The sequence below is a fragment of the Chamaesiphon sp. VAR_48_metabat_403 genome, assembly GCF_031422475.1.
GTDB lineage: Bacteria > Cyanobacteriota > Cyanobacteriia > Cyanobacteriales > Chamaesiphonaceae > Chamaesiphon.
This window is the reverse complement of record NZ_JANPLS010000300.1, coordinates 1-2,517: the sequence shown is the minus strand read 5'-3', so window position 1 is coordinate 2,517 and position 2,517 is coordinate 1. Positions and strand designations below refer to the sequence as shown.

Below are 2,517 nucleotides of genomic sequence, written 5' to 3'. Positions count from 1 at the left end.
ATATCTGGATGCTCATGCTCTTTTAGTGCTCTTTGTAATTTCTCTTTTGTTTCGGAATTTAGGAAACTTTTAGCAGGCATTAAATTTAGGCGATCGCGAACATATTATACAGTAAGTGCTTTAGATGCCAAACAGCTTATTAAGTTTAGTTTTGGTAGGTTGGCAAACTGAAATTCGGGGTGGGGCAATTCATCAATTGCCCCTACCTCGATTTTTGCGGACTAATCGATCGGTAGTCGATTGGTGTCGATCGATCGTAAAATTTTGTATGTAAATCGATTGTCGATCGCTAATTTTATCGATACTGTTCTTACCGTGTTTGGCATCAGTCAGACTGTCTCCTCATGAAGATTCAACTGTCGATTTCGCTATGATCTAGTATTGGGATTGTCTCGATCGCCTCTCTATCTCTAGCACAAACTCCACCCTCTACTCGCATTCCGATCGCCGATAATACGCTCGGTACTCAAGTATCCGGTCCTGACGATAATTTCACCGTTACAGGCGGTGTAAATAAGGGTCATAATTTATTCCACAGTTTTCAAGATTTCTCCGTTCCGACTGGCGGTGCGGTGACTTTTAACAATCCTGCCGGAAATCGATCGACACTCGTGCGGGTGACGGGTAATTTATTTTCGGATATCGATGGCATTGTCAATACTCAAGGGGCAAATTTATTCCTAATCAATCCGAATGGAATTTTATTTGGGACGAATGCACAGTTAAATGTCGGTCGGGTGTTTGTCGGGAGTACGGCAAATGGCATCGATTTAGTAGATGGTGGGGGACGAGTTTATACTTTTGGGACTAATGGTAATAACGATGCGCCATTACTAACTATTAATCCGAATGCTTTACTGACACCATCGCGATTAATTATGGGTGGAAACAACGGTCAAATTGTCAACCTGGGGACGATCGAAACTACCAATCAGAATCAATACATCGGTTTATTCGGTGGCGATATCTCGATCGATGGCGGTCAAATTAATGCTCCAGGCGGCAGAATTGAGATCGGGGGATTGTTAGCACCTGGAACTGTGAGCTGGGGTGTCGAAGGCGATAATCTCAGCGCGCAATTTCCGGCAAACGTTACCAGAGGCGATGTCTCTTTGACTAACGCTGCGAGGATAAATGTCGCGGGATCTGGCGGGGGCGATATTGCAATCTCAGCACGAAATTTAGAAATTTTGGGAAGCACGCTCAGGGGTGGGATCGAAGCTGGATTTGGCACGCCCGAAGCTGTCGCGGGAGACATCAAAATCAATACCACGGGGAATATCCTCATCAGCGGCTCTGGCGGGATTGGGAATAGCGTTCGCGTGGATTCGATCGGGCAGGGTGGTAATATGACGATCGCGGCGGGTACATTTTCCCTGACACACAACGCCCAAATTCAAGCTTCAACTGGGGGAATTGGCAATGCTGGCAATATTAACTTGAGCGTGACTGGGGTTGCCGATATTAGTGGAACGGGGACTGCCATTAGCAGTGCCATTAGATCGACTGGAGAAGGTAATGGGGGCAATATTACGATCGAAGCTGGTTCTGTATCCTTGCGATCGGGCGCGACACTAGACTCTTCAACCGCAGGAACGGGGAATGCGGGAAATATTGGCGTTACCTCACCCCGCATCACTTTAGATGGGGGTCAACTTACCGCCCAATCTATATTTGGGAACGGTGGCAATATTAGCATCTCTCCAGCGAACTTACCGATCCTCCGTAACGGCAGTCAAATTTCTGCTATCGCTGGTAGTGCCAATCCCAATTTAGCGGGACAGGTGACTACCACGCCGCCAGAAATAGATATTACGGCTGGCTTAACGCCCTTACCCAATAATGTCACCGATCCGACCGATCGCATCAATCCCAACTGTTCGCCCAAAGCGATCGCCAACAACTCTTTCACCACTGTCGGACGCGGCGGCATTCCCGCCAGCCCCAAAGATCCGCTCAATGAGGAGCAGGTGACCGCTAGCTGGGTGCAATTGCCGTCGCAGGTCAAAACTACCGTCACATCGGTTTCCCCAGCTCTAGCTCCCAGCCAGCAGCCGATCGTCGAAGCCCAAACATGGCAGCGAGATCGCAATGGTGATATTTTGTTAGTGGCTCGATCTGCCAGCCCCGCACTCCGTCAGTCAGAGCCAGCAGCGGGTTGTATCGATCGTCAGCCGCGAGCATCTTTACTGAGCAATTAACCGCCGAATAGCCAATTTTAACATCGTGAAGATCTTGGTAGGATAAGATTTTGCTCGATCGAAACATACATGGCAGATCTGGATCGACAGCTCCGAGAATTGGTAGATAGAGCCTGTAACCATCCACCCGGTAGTGCGGTGCGTCAAAAAGCCTTAACTCAAATCATCCGCACGATCGTTGGCGGAGCCTCTTCTAAGGAACTTAGCTGAAACTGGCTCAGAGCAAGGATCTGTAAATTGGGTTGAAGCATGAAATTAGGGCGTGCCCAAACAAAGTTTCTTTCACCCTTTAGACGACATTTATGTCGGCTCAGAT

Annotated in this window: 3 protein-coding genes; all 3 read left to right on the top strand. The window is 48.3% G+C overall.

Features of this window, described 5'->3' with window-relative positions; translation table 11 throughout:
- Positions 1 to 124 precede the first annotated feature (124 nt).
- The 3 genes from RMO79_RS14310 to RMO79_RS14300 all read left to right on the top strand — a co-directional run bounded on the left by RMO79_RS14310 (position 125) and on the right by RMO79_RS14300 (position 2,411).
- Complete coding sequence (locus RMO79_RS14310; RefSeq protein WP_310483848.1) at positions 125 to 274, top strand: hypothetical protein; 150 nt, start codon at positions 125 to 127, stop codon at positions 272 to 274.
- 106 nt (positions 275 to 380) lie between these two features.
- Positions 381 to 2,201 (top strand): filamentous hemagglutinin N-terminal domain-containing protein, encoded by a 1,821-nt coding sequence (locus tag RMO79_RS14305; protein WP_310483849.1) that lies wholly within the window; start codon positions 381 to 383, stop codon positions 2,199 to 2,201.
- A gap of 69 nt (positions 2,202 to 2,270) precedes the next feature.
- Entirely contained in the window at positions 2,271 to 2,411 is a 141-nt protein-coding gene (locus tag RMO79_RS14300) for a hypothetical protein (RefSeq protein WP_310483847.1), read from the top strand.
- Positions 2,412 to 2,517 lie beyond the last annotated feature (106 nt).

Coding starts and splice junctions, on each gene's coding strand:
- RMO79_RS14300 (WP_310483847.1), top strand. CDS start 2,271: ATGGCAGATCTGGATCGACAGCTCCGAGAATTGGTAGATAGAGCCTGT.
- RMO79_RS14310 (WP_310483848.1), top strand. CDS start 125: ATGCCAAACAGCTTATTAAGTTTAGTTTTGGTAGGTTGGCAAACTGAA.